At 45.1% G+C, this 618-nt stretch carries 1 protein-coding gene and 1 pseudogene; both read right to left on the reverse strand.

The genetic code is table 11. The features are described 5' to 3' along the window. A partial coding sequence (locus tag L5M28_RS24265) for an AAA family ATPase (RefSeq protein ID WP_411569321.1) occupies window positions 1–384 on the reverse strand: 384 nt, incomplete at its 3' end. Window positions 385–393: 9 nt separating this feature from the next. Further along, window positions 394–618, reverse strand: a pseudogene (locus L5M28_RS24070) (ISAs1 family transposase); the annotation flags it as partial.

Genomic DNA, 618 nt, shown 5'->3' on the forward strand with positions numbered 1-618 from the left:
TTCATCAAGTAACTTGAGTTCTGCTGGTTTGTACTCAACGCGATCTTCTTTGGAAATATAATGTACTGCTGACTTCGAATCGAAAATACGAATGGACTTTAACTCTGGGCTATCCTCTCCATCCTTTTCCCATATATAAGGGATCGGCTCTCCACCTGCTGAGCTAAAACACAGTGTGGCTTGAGGATTTTCAGTCGATGGCTTGAAAATATTCGTCAGGATATTAGGGACATCGCCACGAGTTAGACACGCGCTTTTTAGGATTTTTGCATAACTAGATTTACCCGCACCATTGTCCCCATAGACGACTGTTAAACCATTAGGGGCGAAGTTTAGGGTTTGGCCTGGTACAAGAGATGAAACGTTCCGAACCCAGGGTGAGATTACGAGTGGTCATTTAATAACCACACTCATGCCGGCTTCAAGCACCGCATCCAAATAAGCCTCATTCATCAATGCCTGACGCTGCTTTCTTCTGATACTCATTTTTCGCTTCTCAGCGCGTAACATATTCAAACCAAAGTGTCGCATCGTGGCAAGATTAGTCGCTGCATTACCACGGTATATCTGGCACGCATCCTCACCTAAACTCACATCCAGCACCCAGTGCAACTGGTT

Origin of the sequence: Shewanella sp. SW32 (assembly GCF_025653365.1) — a bacterium.
Taxonomy (GTDB): Bacteria; Pseudomonadota; Gammaproteobacteria; order Enterobacterales; family Shewanellaceae; genus Shewanella; species Shewanella oncorhynchi.